This window comes from Streptomyces sp. NPDC102462 (assembly GCF_044765425.1).
Taxonomy (GTDB): domain Bacteria; phylum Actinomycetota; class Actinomycetes; order Streptomycetales; family Streptomycetaceae; genus Streptomyces.
The window spans coordinates 18525-41542 of record NZ_JBIWKB010000038.1; the positions used below are offsets into that span (position 1 = coordinate 18525).

Annotated in this window: 16 protein-coding genes; 7 read left to right on the forward strand and 9 right to left on the reverse strand. The window is 72.7% G+C overall.

Annotated elements, in window-relative coordinates:
• Positions 1-10: 10 nt before the first annotated feature.
• Both ACIRFL_RS28285 and ACIRFL_RS28290 read right to left on the reverse strand, forming a co-directional pair.
• On the reverse strand, positions 11-562 hold the full coding sequence (locus tag ACIRFL_RS28285) for an EF-hand domain-containing protein (RefSeq protein WP_404033853.1): 552 nt from the start codon (positions 560-562) through the stop codon (positions 11-13).
• A gap of 224 nt (positions 563-786) precedes the next feature.
• Entirely contained in the window at positions 787-1875 is a 1089-nt protein-coding gene (locus ACIRFL_RS28290) for an MFS transporter (protein ID WP_404033855.1), read from the reverse strand.
• Positions 1876-2977: 1102 nt separating this feature from the next.
• On the opposite strand from ACIRFL_RS28290, the gene ACIRFL_RS28295 reads away from it, so the two are divergent.
• The 3 genes from ACIRFL_RS28295 (at position 2978) to ACIRFL_RS28305 (ending at position 5545) form a co-directional block, all read left to right on the forward strand.
• Entirely contained in the window at positions 2978-3994 is a 1017-nt protein-coding gene (locus ACIRFL_RS28295) for an ArsR/SmtB family transcription factor (RefSeq protein ID WP_404033965.1), read from the forward strand.
• A gap of 76 nt (positions 3995-4070) precedes the next feature.
• A complete protein-coding gene (locus ACIRFL_RS28300) occupies positions 4071-4577 on the forward strand; it encodes a glutathione peroxidase (RefSeq protein WP_404033857.1) in 507 nt (168 codons plus the stop codon).
• A gap of 119 nt (positions 4578-4696) precedes the next feature.
• Positions 4697-5545 (forward strand): MerR family transcriptional regulator, encoded by an 849-nt coding sequence (locus ACIRFL_RS28305; RefSeq protein ID WP_404033967.1) that lies wholly within the window; start codon positions 4697-4699, stop codon positions 5543-5545.
• Between the two features lie 187 nt (positions 5546-5732).
• Here the strand turns inward: ACIRFL_RS28305 and ACIRFL_RS28310 are convergent, their stop codons facing one another.
• From ACIRFL_RS28310 to ACIRFL_RS28320, 3 genes are all read right to left on the reverse strand, one after another.
• Entirely contained in the window at positions 5733-5924 is a 192-nt protein-coding gene (locus ACIRFL_RS28310) for a DUF397 domain-containing protein (RefSeq protein WP_404033859.1), read from the reverse strand.
• Positions 5925-6112: 188 nt separating this feature from the next.
• Positions 6113-6970 (reverse strand): helix-turn-helix domain-containing protein, encoded by an 858-nt coding sequence (locus ACIRFL_RS28315; protein WP_404033861.1) that lies wholly within the window; start codon positions 6968-6970, stop codon positions 6113-6115.
• Between the two features lie 277 nt (positions 6971-7247).
• Positions 7248-8006, reverse strand: a complete 759-nt coding sequence (locus tag ACIRFL_RS28320) for a GPP34 family phosphoprotein (RefSeq protein WP_404033863.1) — start codon at positions 8004-8006, stop codon at positions 7248-7250.
• Between the two features lie 1467 nt (positions 8007-9473).
• Here ACIRFL_RS28320 and ACIRFL_RS28325 point away from each other — a divergent pair.
• Together ACIRFL_RS28325 and ACIRFL_RS28330 are read left to right on the forward strand one after the other, a co-directional pair.
• A complete protein-coding gene (locus ACIRFL_RS28325; RefSeq protein ID WP_404033969.1) occupies positions 9474-11618 on the forward strand; it encodes a D-alanyl-D-alanine carboxypeptidase in 2145 nt (714 codons plus the stop codon).
• A 197-nt stretch (positions 11619-11815) separates the two neighbouring features.
• Complete coding sequence (locus ACIRFL_RS28330) at positions 11816-13681, forward strand: MFS transporter (protein ID WP_404033865.1); 1866 nt, start codon at positions 11816-11818, stop codon at positions 13679-13681.
• 10 nt (positions 13682-13691) lie between these two features.
• On the opposite strand, the gene ACIRFL_RS28335 is transcribed toward ACIRFL_RS28330, so the two are convergent.
• Positions 13692-14552 (reverse strand): hypothetical protein, encoded by an 861-nt coding sequence (locus tag ACIRFL_RS28335; RefSeq protein ID WP_404033867.1) that lies wholly within the window; start codon positions 14550-14552, stop codon positions 13692-13694.
• A gap of 122 nt (positions 14553-14674) precedes the next feature.
• On the opposite strand from ACIRFL_RS28335, the gene ACIRFL_RS28340 reads away from it, so the two are divergent.
• Positions 14675-15460, forward strand: coding sequence for an SDR family oxidoreductase (locus ACIRFL_RS28340; protein ID WP_404033869.1), 786 nt, complete (start codon positions 14675-14677; stop codon positions 15458-15460).
• Between the two features lie 218 nt (positions 15461-15678).
• The gene (locus ACIRFL_RS28345; protein WP_404033871.1) at positions 15679-17250 is read left to right on the forward strand and encodes a sodium:solute symporter family protein; all 1572 of its coding nucleotides are present in this window, start codon (positions 15679-15681) and stop codon (positions 17248-17250) included.
• A gap of 3 nt (positions 17251-17253) precedes the next feature.
• On the opposite strand, the gene ACIRFL_RS28350 is transcribed toward ACIRFL_RS28345, so the two are convergent.
• From ACIRFL_RS28350 to ACIRFL_RS28360, 3 genes are all read right to left on the reverse strand, one after another.
• Positions 17254-18369 (reverse strand): ADP-ribosylglycohydrolase family protein, encoded by a 1116-nt coding sequence (locus ACIRFL_RS28350; RefSeq protein ID WP_404033873.1) that lies wholly within the window; start codon positions 18367-18369, stop codon positions 17254-17256.
• Positions 18370-18536: 167 nt separating this feature from the next.
• Entirely contained in the window at positions 18537-19619 is a 1083-nt protein-coding gene (locus tag ACIRFL_RS28355) for a glycerophosphodiester phosphodiesterase family protein (RefSeq protein ID WP_404033875.1), read from the reverse strand.
• A 939-nt stretch (positions 19620-20558) separates the two neighbouring features.
• The gene (locus ACIRFL_RS28360; RefSeq protein ID WP_404033877.1) at positions 20559-22949 is read right to left on the reverse strand and encodes a tetratricopeptide repeat protein; all 2391 of its coding nucleotides are present in this window, start codon (positions 22947-22949) and stop codon (positions 20559-20561) included.
• Positions 22950-23018 lie beyond the last annotated feature (69 nt).

Consider the following 23018-nt stretch of genomic DNA (forward strand, 5'->3'; position numbering starts at 1 on the left):
GCCGCCCGTGTCAGGCCATGGACCCGGCGCTGGGCCCCACCCCGGCGACCAAGTGGTCACCGGGGATGCCCGCCTTGTCCGGGGCGTAGTAGTCGCGGATGCCCTCGACCCAGGTCGGCACGGTGATCCGGTCGTCGGCGGTGGGGCCGAAGGCGTCGAAGAGGGCGTCGATGTTGCCGCGTTCGAAGCCGATCGCCGTCATCAGGGCCATGAAGTCCGGGCGTTCGATCAGCCCGTCGCCGTCCGGGTCGCCGAGGGCGGCGAGGGCCTGGGCGAACCCGGTGATCGTGGCGTCGAAGCGTTCGGGCGAGAGCACACAGGCGGTGTACTCCTCGAAGCTGATCACGCCGTCTCCGTTGGCGTCCAGTTCGGTCAGCAGCGTGGTCCAGTACCGTTCGAAGGCGGCCCGCATGGCGTCCTTGGCCGCCTGGCCGCAGCGGGGTGCCGCGGCGACGACCCGGTCGCCCATGAGCGTGAAGTCCTCGGCCTCAAGGACTCCGTTGCCGTTCGCGTCCAGCAGGGAGAAGACGAGGGCTACTCGCTGGGTGGCCTCTGCGCGCATGACTTCGTGACCTCTCGTGAGGGTGCGTCGGGGAATGGGGGGACGGGCGGGACCTGCGCCCGCTCCGTACGGCCGGACTCCGCCCGGCCCGCATCATGATTGCCGTGGGGCCCCGCGGCGTGTGGGCTATGCGGTGATGTATCGCCGGATAGGTGGAATCAGCCGGATTCTGTGGCGTGTTGCGGTGGGGGCGTGCACGCGCGTGGCGGTCGCGGCGGTGAAGGTCAGTCGGCGGCGGTACGGGACGTCCGGCCGCCGCGGGTTCCGCCCGGGCGGCGCCCGGCCGCGGCCAGGGCCAGTGTGACCGCGAGCGAGGCCGCCGCCATCGCGGTCATCCCCGTGGCCGGCGAGGTCAGTTGGGCCACCGAGCCGGCCAGCGCGGCGCCCACGCCCTGCATCGTGATCATGCCGGCCGAGTGCAATCCCAGGGCGTGGCCGCTGAGTTCGTCCGGGGTCAGGGTCATCAGCCGCTCCTGCTGCACCAGGCTCGCGCCGAAGCCGACGGAGGCGAGGGCGACACAGACCGCGGCAAGCGGGACCGCGGGACGCAGCGCGAAGATCACGTACGGGGCGGCGAGCAGCACCAGCAGCGGTGTCGCCAGCCGGGCCCTGAGCGGCCCCGGCAGCAGCCGGCCAACGGTCACGTCACCGGCGAGCATGCCGAGCGCCGCGCAGGCGAACAGGGTGCCCGCGGCGTCCGGTGCGTACGACACGTAAAGGGACTCGCAGCCGACGACCAGACCGTTGGGGATCCACAGGCCCAGGTAGGTCAGGCGGCTCGGGCGGGCCGACCACAGGACGGCGTTGGTGCGCCAGGTCTCCGCGACCGAGGGGCGGCCGACCGCCCGGGGCGGGCGCGCGGTCAGGCCCAGGCGCAGGGCGAGGGCCGCCGCCAGGTAGAGGACGGCCGCCAGCAGCAGCGAGGCGCGCGGGGAGAGTACGGCGACCAGGACGCCGCCCGCCGCGTACCCGGTGATCTGCATGATGCCGGACATCATGTTGAACACCGAACGCCCCAGCAGATAGCCGTCCTTGGTCAGGATCTCGTTCAGCAGTCCCCAGCGGACGCCGCCGCCGAGGGAGGCGACGAGGCCGAGGACGAGGACGACGCCGAAGAGCGCGGCGATCGGCAGGCCGGGCAGGGCGAGGACCGCCGTGCCGGCCGCGAAGGACAGGGAGATGCCCGTCAGCGCGGCCCGCGGGCGCAGCCGGTCGGAGCCGGACAGGAGCAGGGTGGCGCCCAGCACCTGGGCGAGCGACGGGCCGAACATGCTCAGGGCGGACAGCAGCGGCGAGTCCGTCGCCCGGTACACCAGCGTCCCGAGGGCGAGACCGCTGACGGTCTGGGCGGCGGTGTGCGCGGCGGTGGCGAGAAAGAGCGGCGCGAACTCCGGCGTACGGAACAGACCCCGGTACCCCGACCGCCCGGAGCCCGACCGCCCCCCGAGCGGACGGTCGCTCGACGGGCGGTCGGTGGCCGGACGCTCACGCTCCGGGGAGGGGCGATCCCCGGGTGGGCGCTTCAGGGCCGGACGGTCCCCGAGCGGGGGCTCCGGGGAGAGACGGTCCCCGGACGGGCGCTCCAGGGCCGGACGGTCCCCAGGTGAGGACTTCGGGGAGGGGCAGACGGCGGAGCCCGCCCTTGCGGCGGGCGCGCGGTCGCTCGACGGGCGGTCGGTGGATGGACGCTCACGCTCCGCGGAGGGACGGACCCCGGATGAGGGCTCCGGAGAGGGGCGGACGGCGGAGCCCGCCCTTGCGGCAGATTCGCCGTTGCTCGGCGGGCGGTCGGCTGCCGTATCGGCGAGGGGCGCACGCTCCAAGGCCGGGCGGCCGGAAGTCACGCTGCCGGAAGGCGGACGGTCGCGCGACGGTCGGCCGGAAGACGGGCGGTCCTGAGCCGCACCGTCCGGAGTCGAGCCTCCCGGGGTCGCACCGCCCGGAGCCGCGCCGTCCGGCGTCGGGCCGTCCGGCGTCGGGCCGTTCAGAGCCGGACCGCCCAGAGCCCCGCCGCCCACTGTCACACCACCCGGAACCGCACAATCCGGAACTGGGCCGTCCGCTGTCGCGCCGTTCAGAGCCGGACCGCCCAGAGCCCCGCCACCCGCTGTCACACCACCCGGAACCGGGCCGCCCGCTGTCGCGCCGCCCGGAGCCGCACCATCCGGAGCCGGGCCGCCCAGAGCCGCGCCGTCCGCTGTCGGGCCGGCCGGTGTCGGGGGGCTCTGGGTCGGTTCGACCCCGGGCGGGCCGGGTGGGGGCGGGGCAGGTGGGGGCGTTGGGGAGAGGGGGTTTGGGGTGGGGGTCTTGCCGCGGGGTGGGGTGGTTGGGGGCATGGGCGGAGTCTTGGGGCGGCTGAGCGGGGGCCGTTATTGTTTCGCCCTGGCGCGAAACGTCGTACGGGAGGAGACCGCCGTGGGCTGGTGGCAGATCAACGCCGACACGCTGGCCGGGAGCCGCTTCGTGCTCTCCCCGCTCGCCGAGACCTTCGCCGCCCTGAAGCTGCTGCACGCGGGCAGCGGGACGCATCCCGGCGAGGCCGAGTGGCTGCGCACGCATCTGCCCGCCTACCGGGCGCGGCTCGCGGCCGACCCGGTCACCGCGCTGCTGGTGCGGGCCGGCCTGGGCCGGCAGCGGTCCCTGCGGCCGGAGCCGTGGCGGCCGGGCGGCCGGGAGGTCGAGGGCTGGAACGCCGACTTCCTCACTCCCCCGCCGCGCGACGGCGAGACCTTCGATCAGGGCGTGGCGCGGGTGCGGGCGGCCCGCCCCGAGGCGGCGCGGGCCGATCTGCGGGTGGCCCTGGCCGGGCCGGTCCCCGCCGCACTGCACCGCGACGACCTGCCCGAGCGGGCGGCCACGCTCCTGGAGTACGTCTGGACGAGGACCGTACGGCCGTACTGGGAGCGGCGCCGGCGCGTCCTGGAGGCGGATGTGGTCGCGCGGACCGCGCAGGTGAGCCGGGGCGGCTGGGCGGCGGCGCTGGACGCGCTCGCGCCGGGGCGCACGCGCTGGCTCGGCGAGAACCGGCTCCAGGTGAACCGGCACGAGTACCCGCCCCGGGAGATCTCCGGCGCGGAGTTGGTGTTCGTGCCGGTGACCGTGCAGACGGGCTGGGTGTCCTGGGAGGAGCGGGACCGGTACGCCGTGATCTACCCGTGCGCCGGGGTGCTGACGGACGTACGGGACCGTGTGGTGCCCGCGAGCCTGGGCGCGCTGCTCGGGGCGGCCAGGGCCGAGGTGCTGGTGCTGCTCGGCTCCCCGATGAGCACGACGCAGGTGACGGCGGTGACCGGGCAGGGGCTCGGTTCGGTCGGGCGGCATCTGAAGGTGCTGCTGGAGGCGGGACTGGTCGAGCGGCGGCGGGCGGGCCGGTCGGTGCTGTACTCGCGGACCGCGGCCGGCCAGGTGCTGGTCGAGGCCGGAAGGCCGTGACGCGCCGGCGGCCGGCCGCGGCGGCATCGTGACCCGGCCGCTCCCTCAGGTCCGCGGCTGCGCATAGCATCCGGTCATGACGACTACCGACCAGAACGGCTCCGTGCTCGACGTCGAGATCGACGCCCTCCAGGGCGGCCCCGCGGATCTGCCGCAGTACGCGGGCCAGGCCGTGCTCATCGTGAACGTGGCCTCCAAGTGCGGCCTGACCCCGCAGTACTCGGGGCTCGAACGGCTCCAGGAGCGGTACGCGGCGCGGGGCTTCACCGTGCTCGGCGTGCCCTGCAACCAGTTCCTCGGGCAGGAGCCCGGCAGCGCCGAGGAGATCGCCGAGTTCTGCTCCGCGACGTACGGCGTGACCTTCCCGATGACCGAGAAGGTCGAGGTGAACGGGGCGGAACGGCATGCCCTGTACGAGCGTCTTGCCGGTTTCGCCGACGCCGAGGGGCACAGCGGCGACATCCGCTGGAACTTCGAGAAGTTCCTGATCGGGCGGGACGGCACGGTGGTCGCCCGGTTCGCGCCGCAGACCGAGCCGGAGTCGGCGGAGGTCGTGGCGGCCATCGAGGGTCAGCTCCGCTGAGCGGCGGCCCACGCGGTTGACCTTGCCCCTGGGGCAGGGCTGAGCGTCCTTGTCACCGGGCGGAAGGACCGCCCGGTGACGGAGGGCGGGTGCGCCGGGCCGAAGGAGAGGCTGCTGTGGTGGACGAGGAACTGCTCACCATCGGCGTGTTCGCCGCCAGGTCCCGGCTCTCGGCCAAGGCCCTGCGGCTGTACGACCGTCTGGGGCTGCTGTGCCCCGCGTACGTCGACGAGGCCAGCGGCTACCGCTACTACCGTGCCGACCAGGTCGAACGGGCCCGTCTCGTGGCCATGTTGCGGCAGTTGGACATGCCGCTCGCGCGGGTCGCCGAGGTGGTCGGGGCGGACGGGGCCGAGGCCGCCGACCGGCTCGCCGCGTACTGGGCGGACGTCGAGTCGCGGCTGGCGGGGCAGCGGACGCTCGTCGAGTACCTCCGTGGACGGCTGTCGGGGAGGAGTTCCGAGATGTACCGGATGTTCGAGGTCAGGACGGTGGAGGTGCCCGAGCAGGTGGTGCTCACCGAGACCCGGCACACGCTGGCGGACGAGTTGCCCGCGTGGATCGGGGCGTCGCTGGGCCGGCTGGAGGCGGCGGCGCGGGAGTGCGGGGGTGTCGTCGGGGCGCCGTACGTCGTGTACCACGCGGAGGTGTCCATGGAGAGCGACGGGCCCGCGGAGTCGTGCGTGCCGGTGGCCGACGAGGCCGCGGCGCGGGAGTGGGCCGCGCGGCGCGGGCGCGCCTGGCAGACGCGGGTGCGGGTGGAGCCCGCGGCCCGGCTGGCGTACACCCGGATCACCAAGGCGCAGGTGGCGCACCCGCAGATCCTCGCCGCCTTCGAGGCGGTTCAGGAGTGGCTGACGGCGCGGCGGCTGGAGCCGGCGGGGCCGTGCCGTGAGGTGTACTTCGCGGACTGGGACGCGGCGGCGCCCGGGGACGCGGTGTGCGACGTGGCGTTCCCGGTACGGTGACGCAGCTCATGCCGGTGGCGCCGAATGACCCTTGAAAAGGGGCGAGCCCCCTCGGCAAGGACGGCGAACTGGTCGAGAGGGCTCTGGGTCAAGCGTGTGCAGTTGTTGTCGCTTGTGCAGGTGTAAACGGTGGGGTTGTGGTTGGTGCGGTTGTCCGGCGGAATCCGGCGGGGCCAGAAAGGTTTCCCTACGCCTTGACCGACGCCACGAAGGCGTTCCACACGTCGGTGGGGAAGGCCAGGACCGGTCCCTCGGAAACCTTGGAGTCGCGTACGGCGAGTCCCTCGGGTGCGGGCGACTTGACCTCGACGCACGCCCCGTTCCCTGCGGAATAGGAGGACTTCGTCCACGTCGCCGTGGCGCCCTGAAGCAGTGCCATGTCCACTCCTGTTGCGAGTTTCTGTCGTGCGATTCGCGCCAACGGTCTTCCAGTTGGCGTGATCGACGCTACTCGCCACCCCTCCCTCGCGGAGGAGTCGTTCACTCGACTGGATGGCATATTCCAGGGGAGTCTTCCACCGGAACGATGGGCCCGTGTACGATGCGGCGCCCCGCTCCGCGGAAGGCTCAACGGGCATAGCTCTTCGCCACATCCGAGATGAACTGCCGGGATTGTTCCACATTGAGGGACTGTGCCCGCAGATGTTCGTACATCACCGCGTACTTCTGAACGTCGTGCGCCTTCTCCAGGTACAGGTCGCTGGTGACCCCCTCCAGGTACACCACGCTGGAGTCGGCCGCGTCCGCGAACTCCAGGATCGCGTACTGCCCGTTGAGCCCGGGATGCGCCCCGCACTCGAACGGCAGCACCTGCACGGTGACATGGGGCAGATGGGACATCTCGATCAGATGCTCCAGCTGCTCGCGCATCACCAGTTCGCTGCCGACGAGCCGGCGCAGCGCCGCCTCGTCCAGCACCACCCACAGCCGCAGCGGGTTGTGCTCGGCGCTGATACGTTCCTGTCGCCGCATCCGCACCTGGACCCGCTTGTCGATGTCCTCGGTCGACGTCTCCGGCAACGCCCCCTGCACCAGGGCCTCCGCGTACGCGCGGGTCTGCAACAGGCCCGTGACGAGCTGGGGTTCGTACACCCGCAGCGACTCGGCGTCGGTCTCCAGACCGATGTAGACGCTGTACGGGATGTCCCCGAACGCATGCCACCAGCCCTGCTGCCGCGAGTCCCGGGCCATCTCCATCAGCGAGTCGACGATCCGCTGGTCCTCGACCTCGTACACCCCGCACAGGTCACGGACGTCCCGCTGGCTGATGCTGCGCCGCCCGTTCTCCAACCGGCTGATCTTCGACTGCGACACCAGCAGTCGCTCCGCCACCTCCTCCGCCGTCATGCCCTTGAGCTCGCGGAGCCTGCGCAGCTCCTGGCCCAACCGGCGTCGCCTGACGGTGGGATTGACATTGGACGCCACGGGATGTGCACCTCCGGCTGACTGCCTGTTACCTGGCACTTTGCGTATCTGCTGTTGAGCAGACTGCCACCAAGGTGCTTATTACCGCTGGCAAACGGTGGATATGCGGCGCGTACGCGTCAGTTCGGGCACAGACGGCCGAGCGGGACGGCGAGACCAGGGTCTCACCGTCCCGCTCGGACCAGCGGCTCCCGAACCGGGTCTGGGGACTGACGGTGCGGCATACGGTGGTGCTTCCGTGCGGCCGGGTGGCGCGCGGTGCCGTGGAAACTGCGGCTCAGTGGACCACGGCGCGCGCCATCGAACCGCGGCGCGGCTGCATCGGAACCCCGCGCGCGGGTTCCACCGCGGGCCGGGCGCCGGGCCCGGCCTGCTGCCGGCCGGCCGCGGCGGGGCCGCGACGCGGCTGGGCAACCGCACCGTTCTGGACGTCCATCACGGCGTGCGCCACGAGGCCGCCCATCGGGTCGTGCCTGATCAGGTCCCGCAGCCGGGAGCGGGACGAGCGTCCCTCGTTGCCCGGATACAGGTGCTTGCCGAGGCCGACCGCGTGCGCCAGGGCGGCGAGCGCCGCGGTCCGCGGGTCCGGCGGCACGCCGGTGCGGATCGCGGAGTCCAACCGGGCACGGATCTCCCGGCTGATGTCGGTGTCCGTCGCCTGATAGCGAGTGGTCGGCAGCACCCCGCACATCTGGCCCGGCACGGCGGCGACCATGCCGCACCGCTCCAGATGCGAGAGGTAGGTCTGGCGAAGCCCCAGGCGGGGCCCGCCGATCCAGTGGACGGCACGCACCGGAGCGCCGCGCCTGCGCAGCAACTCCAACGCGCTGTCCAGAGTCGGATCTCCTGTCGGCCGTGGCACCACCACGGCGATACGATCCCCGTCTGGGGCTATCCGTCCGGCCAGCGCCAGCTCCACTAGCTGTGCTCCGGCCAGACCGAGGTCGAGCGACTGCGGCTGCGCAGTGGTACCCGTGGTCGGGTCCAGTGCCAGCAGCAGAAGCTCCTCCGGAAGTGTTCTGCGGCTCCTGCCCATCCATGCCTCCCCGCGTGGATGAATGACAGGGTGACCCCTCTCACATTGGTCTGTCGAGGGTGCGTGACCGGTTCGTAAGGGAACCGGTAGGTATGTCGTTCTCGTCTACCCCATGGGTTTGGCCCATACACAGGACACTGGTACATGGTTCGGACAGCGGTGGGGGACGCGGTCCGGGCGGGGTCAGCGGTCAGCAACGGTCGGTTCGGCAGCCGTACTCAGGACGTGCGGCACATGGAGGAGGCATCGGTGGCGGGCGAGTCCCCCGACAGGTCGAAGCAGCGCGAGTCGTCGGGAGAACCGACGCCGGGGAGCGCGGGCGCGGTTCCCGACGCGCGGGATCCGCGGCTCGCGGTGGCCCGCGCGTCCGAGTCCCACGGGGGTGCGGACACGGCGACCAAGGTGCTCTCGACACGGGAGGCGTCCCCCGACGCCCCGACGCCCTCCGGGCAGCGAACCCGCACCGGTGGCCGGCCGGGGTCCACGACCACGGGCGAAACGGAGAGCCGGGACGGGACCGAGGACACGGGCGGGACCGGGGACCGGGCCGGGGCCAGGAACACTGGCGGAACCGAGAGCCGGGGCGGGGCCGGGGACACCGACGGGACCAAGGGCCGGGCCGGGACCGGGAAGACGGCCGAGGCCGAAAGCCGGGGCGGAGCCGGGAAGACGGGCGGGACCGGGGACCGGGCCGGGGACCGGAGCGGGCGTGTGGAGGCGGCCGGGAACACGGCCCAGACCGAGAGCCGAGCGGGGGTCCGCAGCGGGAGCGCCGAGACGGACGGAAACACGGCGGGGGCCAACGCGCGCGCCGTCGGTGCGGCGGAGGCCGGGGACACGGGCGAGACCAAGGGCCGGGGCGAGGCCGAGGGCCGGGCCGGGGCCGGGAAGACGGCCGAGGCCGAGGGCCGGGCCGGGGCCGGGGACACGGGCGAGACCGAGGGCCGGGGCGGGAGCGCGGAAGTGGCTGGGGAATCGGCGGGGGGCGCCTCGCGTGCCGGTGCGGTGGAGGCCGCGGCGGCGGACGGCGTCGGTCCGGAGACCGACGGGACGGGAGCGCGTCTGGCGGCTGCTGTGGCGGCCTGGGTGCGCTCGGGTGACTCCGACGGCGCTGAGCCCGCTGGAGCGCCCTCCAAGCCGCTTCCCGGGGCCGCTGAGCCTCGACCGGAGGACTCCGCCGCCTCGAAGGCGCCCTCCGCTTCCGGAACCGACCCCGAGGACGCGGACCGCACCTCGGATCCCGCGACGGCCTCCGAACGGACGACTGCCCGTCAGACGCCCGCAGCCACCGACACGAGCGCGGCCCCCGCAAAGAGCACGGGCTCCAAGCCACACGCGGACTCCGCAACGGCGGACTCCGAGGCGGGGGCGAACGGCAAGGCGGACTCGGGCTCCAAGTCGGGCACGGGCTCCGGGCCGGATACGGGGTCCAAGGCGAACGCGGACTCGTCGGCGGCCGACTCCGACGTGGACGCCGGCTCCGAGGCGGGGGCGAGCCGCGGCGCGGGCGCCCGTGCGGCGGCCGGCCGGGAGGCGGGCGTCGCCCGTGCCGCGGAGGCGGCCATAGCCGGCCCCTCGGTTTCCGGCGCCCGGACGGACGACGAAACCGAGGCAGGGGCCGAGGACGCCGCGGGCACCGATACTTCTCAGGCGTCCGGCACCGAGGCGGGTGCCGACGCCTCCGCAAAGACCCGCGATGCCGTGGCCGCCGACGCCGCCCCCGACTCGGCCGACCAGGCGGACGCCGGCTCCGCGGCAGGCGACGACGCGACGACCGACGCCGACGCCAAGACTGGTGCTGCCTCCAGGACGGATGCCGGCCACGGCTCCTCCCCCGGTGCCGACGCCTCCGCAAAGGCCCGCGATGCCGCGGCCACCGACGCCGCCCCGGACTCGGCCGACCAGGCAGACGCCGGCTCTGCAGCAGGCGGCGGGGCGAAGGCCGGCGTCAAGGCCGGTGCTGCCTCCGGGGTGGATGGTGGTTCCAAGGCCGGTCATGGCTCTTCCTCGGGTGCCGGTGCGCAAGGCGACGCCGGGGCCGGTGCCGGGCGCGAAGGCGGGGCCGGGGCGCAGGGGGTTGATCAGCCGACCGCTGTTTTCAAGGCCGTGCGGGTGCCCGCGGACGCGCCGGTCGATCAGCCGACGACCATGCTCAAGCTGGGCGGCGCAAAGAAGCCCGGCGGCGCCGAGACCGACGCCGAGCGGACCAGCAAGTTCGTCGCGCTCAAGCCGCTCGACGACCCGGCCACCCGCAGGCCGCCGGCGCCCCCCGCCGACGCCACCGCCCGCGTCCCCCAGTTCGGCCCCGAGCGCACCACCCAGCAGCCGCTCCCGCCCAAGCCGCCGCTGGACCTGCTGGCCGAGCTGACGAACACGCCGCCGCCCCCGCAGACCCCGGTCCGCACCATCGTGCGCCGGATCAAGATCTGGACCCCGCTGGTCCTCCTGCTGGCCGTCGTCTTTGCGATCGTGCAGGCGGTGCGCCCGCTGCCCGCGCCGAGCCTCGACCTGACCGCCGAGGAGAACTACACCTTCGACGGCGGCAAGGCGTCGATCCCGTGGCCGTCCGGCGGTCAGGGCGCGCTCGACGTACAGGGCATCGGCTCGTTCGGCTCGTCCGGCGAGCAGAAGCCCGTGCCGATCGCCAGTGTCGCCAAGGTCATGACCGCGTACCTGATCCTGCGCGACCATCCGCTCAAGGGCGGCGACGGCCCGAAGATCCCCGTGGACCAGACGGCCCAGGACCAGGCGACGGCGGACGGCGAGTCCACCGTGGAGGTCCGCGCGGGCGACACCATCACCGAACGGGAGGCGCTCGAAGGGGTGCTGATCGCGTCCGCGAACAACGTGGCGCGGCTGCTCGCCCGCTGGGACGCCGGTTCGGAGAAGGCGTTCGTGGCGAAGATGAACGCCGCCGCCAAGGACCTGGGGATGACCCACACGACGTACACGGACCCGTCGGGTCTGGAGAAGACGACGGTCAGCACGGCCGTGGACCAGGTGAAGCTGGCGAAGGCCGCGATGCAGGACGCCACCTTCCGGGAGGTCGCCCGGATGATGGAGTACACCGACTACAAGGGCACCAAGCACAGCAACTGGAACCGTCTGGTCGGCTACAACGGCGTGATCGGCATCAAGACCGGCACCACCACCGCGGCCGGCGGCAATCTGGTCTTCGCGGCGACCCGGGAGGTCGGCGGGGAGACGCGGACCATAGTCGGCGCGGTGCTCGGCCAGGGCCCCGGCGGTGCGGACAACACGATCATCAGCGGCGCCCTGGACGCGGGCGACAAGCTGATCCGGGCCGCGCAGGGCGCGCTGAAGTCGGCGACGATCCTGAAGAAGGGCGATGTCGTCGGGTACGTCGACGACGGGCTCGGCGGCCGTACGCCGGTCGTGATCACGAAGGACGTCACGGCGGTCGGCTGGGCGGGTCTCAAGGTCGGGCTGTCGTTCGTCACCGACGATGTGCCGCACTCCGCGAAGGCGGGCGCGAAGGTCGGCACCCTCACCGTGGGTGACGGTTCGAACGGCGCGGTCAAGGTGCCGGTCGCCTTGCAGAAGGACCTCGCGGAGCCCGGTTTCACGGACAAGCTGACCCGGCTCGGCTGACCCGCCGCGCCCGGTCCGTCCCCGCACCCCGTCGACGGGGCCCCCACCCGGGGGCCGCGTGGCGGGGTGCGTGCTAGCGTCACGAATCGGGGCAGGTCGCCGGTCAAGGGACAGGGCCGCGAACTGGCCGGTAAGCGGCCGGAAACACCGGGGAACACGGCCGAGAACAAAAGACGGGACACGGGGAGTGCCTTCAGGTGGCCACTGCGGAGCCGACACGCGCCGACGACGCCGATCCGGGCCCGGGATCCGGCTCGCGAATACGCCTGCCCGCAACCGACGTTGACGCCCGCACGGGCCCCGCGGACGACCGTGCGTCCCGCCCGGCCGGGCTGCTCGCCGTCGCCGAACCCCTGCGGCAGCGGCTGTTGCGGCATCCGGCACTCTCCGTCACCGCGCTCGCCGGTGTGCTGCACATCATCTGGTTCTTCACGTTCGCCAACAGCGGCGGCGACCTCGCGGCGCAGGACGCGTGGGCCGAGTTCGTCGGCCGGCACCCCGACTCGGCGTACAACCTCGCCTGGTACGGCGGGATGCACCCGGTGTCGTACAGCGTGGTGTCGCCGTATCTGATGTCGGTCCTCGGTGTCCGTACGACCATGATGGTCGCGGGGACGGTGTCGGCGGGGCTGCTGACCATGGTGCTGATCCGCAGCCGGTCGGTGCGCAATCCGCTGTGGGCGGCGTTGGCCGGGGTCTTCGCGCTGCTGTGCAACGCGTTGTCCGGCCGGGTGACCTTCGGTCTCGGCACGCTGTTCGGGCTGGGCGCGGTCGCGGCCGTCTTCTGCTGGCCCTACCGCTGGCGCCACAAGCGGTGGGCGAAGGCCCTGGTCGCGGCGCCGCTGGCCGCGCTGGCCACCATGGCATCGCCGGTCGCGGGCCTGTTCGTGGGCCTGGTCGCGGTGGCGTTGTTCCTGCAGAAGCGCCGCCCGGGGGCCTGGGCGCTGGGGCTCGCGCCGTCCGCGGTCGTCGCCGTCGCGGCCTGGCTGTTCCCGTTCTCGGGCACCCAGCCGATGGGTCTCGGCTCGATGGCCCTGCCCCTGCTGTACGGGCTGCTGTGTCTTTTCCTGGTGCCGAAGCAGTGGACGACGGTCCGGCTGACGGCCGGGGTGTACAGCCTCGCGGTGCTGCTGGTGTGGCTGGTCAGTTCGCAGATCGGGTCGAACATCTCCCGGCTGGCGATGCTGTTCGCGGGGGTGGCGTTGGTCGCGGCGCTGCCCTTCGCGGTGCCGCGGTCACGCAAGTGGTACGCGATCGTGCTGTCGTTCCTGGGGTTCGCCGGCTGGATCGGCTTCAAGTCGGTCGATGACATCGTGCACACGACGCCGGCGGCCTCCTGGGCGCGTGAGCTGGCCCCGCTGGTCAACGAGTTGCAGCAGGTGGACGCCGAGAAGGGGCGGGTCGAGGTGGTCCCGGCGCGCTCCCACCGGGAGGCGTCGGCGCTCGCCCCGTACGTCAATCTGGCGCGCGGCTGGAACCGGCAGGCCGACATGGAGCGCAACCCCCTCTTCTACGACGACACGCTCAACTCGGCGAACTACCACGAGTGGTTGCAGCGCTGGGCCGTCCACTTCGTGGTGCTGCCCAAGGGCGAGCCGGACGGTGACGGCGGTGAACGGGAGCGGGAGCTGGTCCAGCGCGGGCTGCCGTATCTGAAGCAGGTCTGGGGCGACGCCAACTGGCAGTTGTTCCGGGTGACGGACCCGGCGCCGCTCGCCGAGCCGAACGCGGTCGTCGACCGGGCGGAGCAGGGCGAGCTGACCATCGAGGTGCGCAAGGCGGGCCGGGTCCTGATCCGCATCCCGTACTCGCCGTGGCTGAGCATCGTGGACGCCGACGGCAAGAGCCTGAAGCCGCCGCAGGAGACGCAGACCTCCAAGCATCGCGCCGACGGGATGCCGAAGACGTACGAGAACGTCAACGGCTGTCTGATGGAGACGGCGGAGGACGCCAAGGGCGACAAGTGGACGATGCTGCTGGCCCCGCGGGCCGGGACGTACCGTCTGGCGGCGCCGTACCAGCTGCCGCGGGGCACGCCGTGCCCGGACGAGCTGAAGCGGTGACCGGCGCCGGTCAGGCGTCGGACGGTCCGGTGGCCCGCAGTTCGGCCACATAGCGGTCGGTGCCGGGGATCGTCGGGATGAACGGCGCCACCAGTTCCACCCGGCCGAGGCCCGAGTCCCGTACCTGTTGGTCGAGTCCGGTGAAGTGCCGTTCCCAGCACTGGCGCGGGTCGCTCTCCAGGAACCAGAGCAGGGTGAGGCGGGTGTCGGTGCCCTCGACCTGTTTCACATAGGTCATGCGGTCGCCGGGCAGCGGTGTCGGGCGGAACACGGTCACCAGGGCGGCCGGGGAGCCCGCCAGCCGCTTGGGCAGGTGGCGGCCGCGCAGCCACTCCAGCAGGGCGGCCCGGCCGCCGCCCTGCTCGGCGTCCACGACCTCCAGGACCAGCCCGGCATAGGGGTGGTCGAGGGCGTGGTGGTCGCGGGGGCCGGCGGCGCCGTCCCGGTAGACGGTCGCCTCGTGGTCCTGGAAGGCCGTGAAGACATGGGTGCGGTCCTGGTAGACGCGGGCGTCGCGGTTCAGGCGCCGGTTGATGGCGACCGTCCAGCGCATGTGGTCGTCGTAGCGGCCGTCGGTGATCCAGTACGTGGAGAGGTAGCAGCCGGCGGTGACCGGCCGGGCCACGGCCGACTTCTCGGGGTAGCGCAGGAGTTGCAGGTCTCGGGTGGCCACCCAGCGGCGGCCCGCGTACATCCAGGGCATGGCCATCGCCCCGGCGTAGTAGTGGTCGTCCTCGTACCAGCGGTTGTAGGCGTACTCGTGGCCGGGGTGCGGTTCGACCATGGTGATCAGGGCGTGTCCGGGGCGGACCCCGTAGGGGCCCACGGCGGCCAGTTCGGCGTACAGCTCGCTGCGGGTTTCCTCACTCATGCCGTTCCCCTCCGTCGTCCGGTGCTCTTCCTGACTCCTGCTCTTCCTAACTCCTGCAGACGCCCATACTCTGACGCTCCGTCAGATAAAGCGCCAGGGCCGGGACAGCCAGGAGGTCCGCCATGTCACTGCTCGCGGGCAAGACCGTCGTCGTGTCGGGGGTGGGGGCCGGGCTCGGCCACCAGGTCGCCGCGGCCGTCGTACGGGACGGGGGCAACGCGGTGCTCGGGGCGCGCACCGAGGCGAACCTCGCCAAGAGCGCGGCGGAGATCGACCCGGCGGGCGCGCACACGGCGTACCGGGCGACCGACATCACCGACGAGGAGCAGTGCGGGGCGCTGGCGGGGCTGGCGCGGGAGCGGTTCGGACGGATCGGCGCCGTGGTGCATGTGGCAGCGTGGGACTCCTACTTCGGCGGGCTCGAGGACGCGGACCTTGCGACCTGGGGGTCGGTGCTCGATGTGAATCTGCTGGGCACGCTGCGGATGACCCGGGCCTGTCTGCCCGCGCTGAAGGCGGGCGGCGGTTCGGTGGTGTTCATCGGGACACAGTCGGCGGTGGCGGCGCCCACGCAGGTGCAGCAGGCCGCGTACGCCGCTTCGAAGGGGGCGTTGACCAGCGCGATGTACTCGCTGGCGCGCGAGCTGGGGCCGTACCGGATCCGGGTGAACACCGTGCTGCCCGGCTGGATGTGGGGCCCGCCGGTGCGGGCTTACGTTCGGTTCACCGCGCAGGCCGAGCAGGTGCCGGAGGCGGAGGTGCTGGGCCGGCTGACGGACCGGATGGCGCTGCCGGAGCTGGCGACGGACGGGGACGTGGCGGACGCGGCGGTGTTCCTGGCCTCGGACCGGGCGCGCGCCATCACGGGGCAGTCGCTGCTGGTCAACGCCGGGGAGCTGATGCGCTGAGCCCTCTCGCCGCCCCCGCGTCGATGTTCAGGGATGTGAATCAAGGTCAGCAAGGCGAACCTTTTTACCCGCACTTGACCTTCCATCGACTTGTCGTGCCCTCTTCAGCGCACCCACGATGAGCGGGCACTTCGCGGCCTTCCCCGTCCCCGCTCCGTTCGTGCGAAGTGCCGCCCGGCTGAGCGGAGTTCACAAGGCGGACCCTGGAAGGGGGGCACATGAACGGTCTCGACTGGGCCGTGCTCATCGCCTACTTCGGCGTGATGGTCGCGATCGGGGTGTGGTCGCACAAGCGCGTGGACAACGTGAGCGACTTCTTCACGGCCGGCGGCAAGATGCCCTGGTGGCTCTCCGGCATCTCGCACCACATGTCCGGCTACAGCGCGGTCATGTTCACCGGGTACGCCGGAATCGCCTACACCTACGGCGTCACCTCCTTCGTCACCTGGTCCTTCCCCATCGCGCTGGGCATCGCCATCGGCTCGAAGCTGTTCGCGCCGCGGATCAACCGGCTGCGCTCACGGCTGCACGTGGCCTCGCCGCTGGAATACCTGAAGAACCGCTACAACCTCCCCACCCAGCAGGCGCTCGCCTGGTCCGGCATGCTGCTGAAGATCGTGGACGTGGGCGCCAAGTGGGCCGCCATCGCCACGCTGCTGTCCGTCTTCACCGGCGTCTCCCTCAATCAGGGCATCCTCATCACCGGTGTGATCACCGCGATCTACTGCACCATCGGCGGCCTGTGGGCGGACGCGCTGACCGAACTCGGCCAGTTCGCCATCCAGTTACTGGCCGGCCTCGCCATGTTCGTCGCGGTGGTGGTCGAACTCCACGACAAGAACATCGGGTTCCTCGGCGCCTGGGACGAGCCCGCGCTGCACGGCCACGGCAAACCGCTGGTCGGCCCCTACGGCACGGTCTTCCTGCTCGCCTTCCTGTTCATCAAGCTCTTCGAGTACAACGGCGGCATGCTGAACCAGGCCCAGCGCTACATGGCGACCGCCAGTGCGCACGAGGCCTCGCGTTCGGCCCGGCTGTCCGCGGCGCTCTGGCTGGTGTGGCCGGTCGTCCTGTTCTTCCCGATGTGGATGTCGCCGCTGCTGGTCCAGGCGCAGAAGCCGGACGGCTCCGACTCCTACGCCCTGATGACCGAACAGCTCCTGCCGCACGGCATGCTGGGTCTGGTCATCGTCGGCTTCTTCTCCCACACCATGGCCATGTGCTCCTCCGACGCCAACGCCATCGCCGCCGTGTTCACCCGGGACGTGGCACCGGTGCTGTCCGCACGGGCGCGGGGCTGGGGCGAACGCTCGGGCCTGATCGCGGCCCGCATCACCACCGTCGTCTTCCTCGGTCTGTCCATGGCGGTCGCCACACAGGTCAACTCGCCCGCGTTCAAGGACATCATCACCGTCGTCATCAAGTGGGTCGCCGGTCTCATGGGGCCGATCGCCATCCCGATGATGCTGGGGCTGCTGCGCACGTTCCGCAGGTCGGGACCGACGGCCGCGCTCGTCAGCTGGGCGGCCGGGCTGCTGGCCTTCTGGCTGGTCAACTACCCGATCAACTGGAATGTCGACGGCGGCGTCCCGCTCCAGTACCAGGTCTCCGTGCCGCTGGCCGTCTCCCTGGTGCTGTACGTCCTGATCGGCTACCTCAAGCCGGAGGACACCCCGGAACGGCTCGCGATCATCGAGCGGATCAACACGGACGACGACAGCGCGGCCCGCGCCGTGCCGGCGCCCGCGCAGCCGGGCGACAACGCGGTGGGCGCGCCCGCGCAGGAGTGAGCGTCAGGCCCTCGGATACCGGACCAGCCACCCCGGCGACGACCCGGAGGGCCCGTGCAGCGCGGGCCCCTGGGTCATCTCCATCGCGAAGTCGTCGGCCAGTTCCAGGATCGTGGGGCGGCCCTCCAGCTCGGCCAGCCAGGCCGGCGGGAGGGCCGTTTCGCCGTGCAGGGCGCCGAGCAGTCCGCCGGTGAGCGCGCCCGCCGCGCCGGAGGGCCCCGCCTGGTTGACGGCCAGGCACAGCCCGTGCCGTACGTCCTCCCCCACCAGCGCGCAGTACACGGCGGCGGCCAGCAGCCCGTCCGCCGTGCCGTCGCCCGCCAGCTCCTCCACCCGCGCCGGGCTCGGCATGCCCTGCCGCACCGCACCGAGCGCGTGCTGCAGGGCGTCCGAGACCGGCTGGTGGCCGGGCCGGGCGGCGAGCAGGGCGAGCGCCCGCTGGACGGCGCCGTCCAGGCTCTCGCCGCGGGCCAGCGCGTGCACGATCACCGCGTAAGCGCCCGCCGCCAGATACGCCGTGGGGTGCCCGTGGGTCTGCGCCGCGCACTCCACGGCCAGCTGCACCACCAGTTGCGGCTCCCAGCCGACCAGCAGCCCGAACGGCGCCGACCTGGCCACCGCCTCCGGGCCCAGCTCGCCCGGGTTCTTGGGCTTGTCCAGCGTGCCCATGTGCGCGTCGCCGAAGCCGATCAGCAGCGCCCGCGTCGGGTCCCGCCGGGCGTACAGCCACTCCTCCCGGGCCAGCCAGCCGTCCTCCTCACGGCGCTCGTCCGGACCCCAGTCCCGCTGGGTGGCCGCCCAACGCAGATACGCCCGGTGCAGATCGGTCGGCGGATGCCAGGCGCCGGTGTCGCGGCGTACCTGGGCGCGGATCAGGCCGTCCACGGTGAACAGGGTCAGCTGGGTGTGGTGGGTGACCGCGCCGCGCCTGCCGAAGCCGACGGCCAGGTCCACCAGGCCCTCGGCGCCGAACGCGGAGCGGATCTCCTCCAGCGTGAGCCCGTCCGCCGGGCCGCCCAGCGCGTCGCCGACGGCCGCCCCGAGGAGCGTGCCCCGCACCCGGCTGCGGAAGTCCTGCTGTTCGGCACGGCCCCAGACCGCACCGGCTGTCGCACCCACCAAGACCTCCTCCGGGCAGCGTCCGTACGCACGACAGCACAGCACTGTATTCGACCGGGAACGGTCCGTTCAGGAGGCGGATCAGTATGCGGGATGTGCCGGAAGTGACGGGGAGTGGCCGTATCGGGTGTCAGCAGGGCTGCCGGCGGCACCGGAGGGCGTCGCCGTCAGTGGGTGCGGGGCGCGGGGTAGGACTTGGGCAGGCGCATGCCGCGCTCGGCCATGATGTCCCGGACGTGGTTGGGGTAGTCGGTGATGATGCCGTCGATCCCCATGTCCATCAGCGCCTCGATGGTCGGGTTGTCGTCACAGGTCCACGGGATGACCTTCAGGCCGCGCTCGTGGGCGTCCGCGACCATCTTCTCGGTGACGTAGAACCGGAAGTCCGGGTCCGCGACGGTCCCGTTCTGCGGCATGCCGTAGACGGGCGAGAGCGCCTTGACGCCCGGGACGGCGGCGGCGGCCTTGACGAAGTCGCCGTCGTAGTCGTCGGCGTCGATGCCGCCGAGCCACGGGGACGCTCCGGGCTTGCCGACCTGGAGGAAGTCGTAGTTGGTCAGCGCCACCAGCGGGTAGGACGGCGCGAGCCGGTGCATCACCTTCAGGGCGCCCCAGTCGAAGGACTGGATGGTGACCTGCTTCTCGATGCCCGAGCGGTGGATCTCCTCGTGGACGCGCCGTACGAACAGCTCGCGCGGCGCCGTCTGCTCGGGCGCGCCCGCCTCGACCTTGGTCTCGATGTTGAGCTTGACCTGCTTGGCCTTGTAGCTCTTGACCAGGTTGAGGACGTCCTTCAGCTCCACCATGCGGAAGCCCTTGATCTGCTCCTGCTCGGGGAAGCCGGGCAGTTGCTGGTAGCCGCAGTCCATCGTCTTGATCTGGGCCAGCGTCAGGTCCTTGATGTACTTGCCGACGTACGGGTACATCGGGTCGCCCGGCGTCACCGGGCCGGTGTCCTTGCACTTCTGGGCGCTGATCTGCCGGTCGTGGTTGACGACGACCTTCTGGTCCTTGGTGACGTGCGTGTCCAGCTCAAGGGTGCTCACCCCGAGGCGCAGGGCCTTGCCGAAGCCCTCCAGGGACTCCTCGGTGGTCATGCCGATGCCGCCGCGGTGGGCCTGCAGATCGAAGTGGGTCTTCTGGGGAAGAACGTGCTGGGCACCCTGCTGGGCGGTGGCCGCCTGGGCGGTCGCCGGGACAGCGAGCGCGGGCACCACTGCCAGGGCGGCGATTGCATGCCTGAGAAGCATTCTGGCCTCGCTTATATCGGACCGACTGTGCCCCGTGAAGGTAGGCCGGGCGCAAAGCCGTCACCAAGCCTCACCGCATGAGGGCTTCGTGAACGCCTGGAGAACGACGACGCGCGCGGGCTTTGCTGATCTCGACGCCGGCGCGCGCTGCCCCGCCCCGACGACTCCCGAACACCGGCTGCGCGCGGGTCCCTGGCCGGGCAGCGCCACCGAATGACCGGCGGTCCCGACCGGGAGGCGTTGCCGAACGCGACCGTCGGGCCCCTTGGGGCACCCACTCCGCCAGAGCACCGACCCGCCCCAGCCACCCGGTCACCGGACCTTCGGTCCGCATGCGCAACACTGCCATCCGCTGCCGCCAGGCCCGGGGAAGCCCGGCCTGAGCACCATGTCGGATCGGCGCGGATCGCGGCGTGGTGGTCGGGAACGGCGGGGCGAAAGCGGGTGACTGGGCGGGCCCGCTCCCGCGGGAGCGCGGTTGCGGTCTCCTCGCGGCCGCCGTGCGAGCAGCGGCGCCTCCGGGACAGGCGCCGCACCGGGCCGTGCGGCGCACGTCGTGGCCGGCCCGCCGCAACGCGGTGCGCCGAGCCCCGGCCGGAAACACCGCACGGCCCGGCCGGGCACGGCGACGGCCAGGCGGCCGGGTACGCATCCGCCCGCGGGCGCCGTACCTCGTCGGCGGGCAGGTGCCGGGCCCCGCCTGGAGACACCGACGCCGACGAACCACTCGGGCCCGCCGGAGCGCCGACTCACCCGGTGCCGCCCCCGCCCCGGGCGTCAATCCGCGGGCCGCATGCGCAGCACTGCCGTCCGCTGCCGCCAGGCCCGGGGACACCCCGACCCGGTTCCAACACGAGTCCCCGTGACACCACCGCTCGTATACGCCGACGCACGACACAGGCCCTCGCCCGCCCCGTCGGAACAGCTACTCGCCGTGCTTCAGTCCGCCGGACGGGTGTGGAGGAGTGCCGTTCGTTGGGTCTGGGCCCAGGGGTAGTCCGGTCTGCGTTGCAGTGCGCGGTCGAAGTCCGCGAGTGCGTCCTCGTGGCGGTCCAGGGCGGCCAGCGAGGCACCGCGGCTCGCGTATGCCGACGCGTAGTCGGGATCCAGGGCCAGCGCACGGTCGTAGTCGGCCAGTGCCTCCTCGTGGCGGCCCGCCACCCGCAGCGCGTCGCCGCGTTCGCAGCGGCCCCAGGGCCAGTCGGGCCACAGCTCGATGCCCCGGTCCAGGTCGGCGAGCTGGCGTTCGTGGTCGCCGAGGGCACGCCAGATGCGGGCCCGGCGGCCGAGTGCCCAGGCGTAGTCCGGCTTGAGTTCCAGGGCGCGGTTCAGATCGGCGAGCGCCGCGTCCAGGTCGCCCCGGCGTTCGTGCGCGGCCCCGCGGGAGGCCCAGGCGAACTCGCTGTCGGGGTCGAGCCGCAGGCCCTCGCTCAGGTCCCGGACGGCCGCGTCGTCATGCCCCAGGATGCGGTGGAACTCACCGCGCAGACTGTGCGCCAGGGCGTGTTCCGGCTCCAGTTCCAGGGCCCGGTCCAGATCGGTGATCGCCGCGTCGTAGTCGCCCAGGTCGCTGCGGACCCTGGCCCGGTCGAGGCGGACCCAGACCGGCCCGGGGTCCAGTTCGACCGCCCGGTCGAGGTCGGCGAGTGCCTCCACGTGCGCCCCGCCGCGCCACAGCTGCCGGCCCCGCACCCCGCGGACCAGCGCCTGCGACGGGTCGTCGAGCCCGGCCCGGCCCAGCAGCAGGGTCAGCGCGTCCACCGTCCCGCCGGCCGCGAGGGCCGCGGTCAGCTCGCTCCCCCAGCGGCCCGCCCGTGCCGCGTCGGCGTCCTGCCCGGCGTCCAGCAGGGCCCGCGCCCACCGCCGTGCGGCGACCTCGCCCACGTCACAGGCGCGGGCGAAGTCACGCAGCGCGACGGGCAGCGCGTCGCGCTCCGCCGAGCAGAGCAGATGGTAGGACTCCGCCAGCCGCAGTTCCCGCCAGCGTTCGTCGCTCCACACCTGGTCGGCCCGCAGCCCCGACTCGGCCTCGGCCCGCCACGCGCCGAAGGTCTCGGCGAGCCGCCGCTGCCGCTGGGCCCAGCCCCGCGGCGACCGCTTGCGCAGCAGCCGCAGCATCGGCGCCCGTACGACGTCGTGGTACCGCGTCCGCTCCCCGCGCTCGTCCACGAACGGCAGTTCCGTCAACCCCGTGTACAGCGCGTCCAGTTCGTCGTCGGCGCAGTCCACGACCGTCCGGAACACATCCGTGTCCAGCCAGCGCGGCAGCGCGCAGACCAGCGCGACGCCCCGCCGTACCGGATCGCGCTCCCATTTCAGGAACCGCTCCACGGCGGTGGCGCTCGGGTCGCCGACGTCCTCGGGGTCGGCGGGACGCGTCTCGGCGAGGGTGGAGACGAGCACCGGCAGTCCGCCGGTGAGCCGCAGCACCTCCGCGACGACCGGCTCGGCCACGACTCCCCGGTCGGCGAGCAGTCCCCGCGCCTCGGCGTCCGTGAACGGCGTCAGCGGCAGGTCGGACATGAAGTCGGCGAACGCACCCCAGCGACCGGTGTCGAACGCCCGCTGTCCCGCGGTGACCACGACGACCTCGGCGGGCAGTGCCCCGTAGCGGTCGGTGGTCATCACGTCGTGCAGCCAGCCGTCGAGGAACGGGCCGGTGCGTTCGTAGGTGTCGAAGAACAGGACGGCCCACGGCGCCGCGGTGAGCGCGTCGGCGAGTCCGGTCAGGAACACCGGTGTCAGGACGCGTTCGGGGGACAGCACGATCTGCACGTCCTCGGGGTTGCGGAACCGCGCGCTCAGGCCCGCCCGCAGCCGGTCGGCGCCCTGGGCCAGCCGCTCGGCGTCCAGCGCGCCCGCGAAGGCACCGACGCCGGGAACCATGCCGAGCCCCACCAGTCCGGCCCGGGCCAACGCCAGGCTTCCCGCCGACGCGGCTTCCGGGTCCAGCGCGGCGACCGCCGCCTCCGCCTCGTGCCGGCGCTCCCGGTGCGCGGCCAGCAGCCGGTCCAGTTCCTTGAACCGGTGGCCCTGACCGGCGAATTGGCGGCTGATGACGGCCAGCGCCTCCGGTACGCTCCCGGCGGCCTCGTCCACATACGCGGTCAGCGCCCCGCGTTCCCTGGCGATCTGCTCCAACTCCCGCACCAGGAAGGTCTTTCCGACCCCCGCGTTGCCATGGACGTGGAACAGGAACCGGTGCCGCTCGTCCTCGGGTGCAAAGCCGAAGTTCGCCCGGAACGCGGCCCGTTCGGCGCCGCGTCCGATGAACCCGGACCGCCGGCGGCGCCCGATCAGCTCCTGCATCGACAGCCGCGGCTGCGCCATGCGTTACGCCCCCTCGCCTCACCGGAACGGCCCGGCTCCATTGTGGCTCAATGCGTACGGGACACACCG